1 pseudogene is annotated in these 235 nt (G+C 66.0%); it reads right to left on the reverse strand.

Annotated elements, in window-relative coordinates:
• Positions 1-235 (reverse strand): annotated as a pseudogene (locus SB753_RS41500) (selenocysteine-specific translation factor); the annotation flags it as partial.

Here is a 235-nt window from a genome sequence, read left to right on the forward strand (position 1 = left end):
CGCTGCGCTGCTTCAAGCCCTCGCCCGCCGCGAGCAAAGCATGACGCAGCGCCTCGACCCCCTCGCCGGTAACACTCGACAGCGGGAACTGCGCTGCCCCGGCATAAGGCCCGGGCGCCAGCAACTGTGCAATCTGCACCTGCACTTCGGCCACGCGCACCGGCGCAACCCGGTCGCACTTGCTTATTGCTACCAGTGCCAGGGGAATGCCCAACAACTCAATGATCGCCAGGTG

It is taken from the genome of Paraburkholderia sp. SIMBA_053, from assembly GCF_046534895.1.
Lineage (GTDB): Bacteria > Pseudomonadota > Gammaproteobacteria > Burkholderiales > Burkholderiaceae > Paraburkholderia > Paraburkholderia caledonica.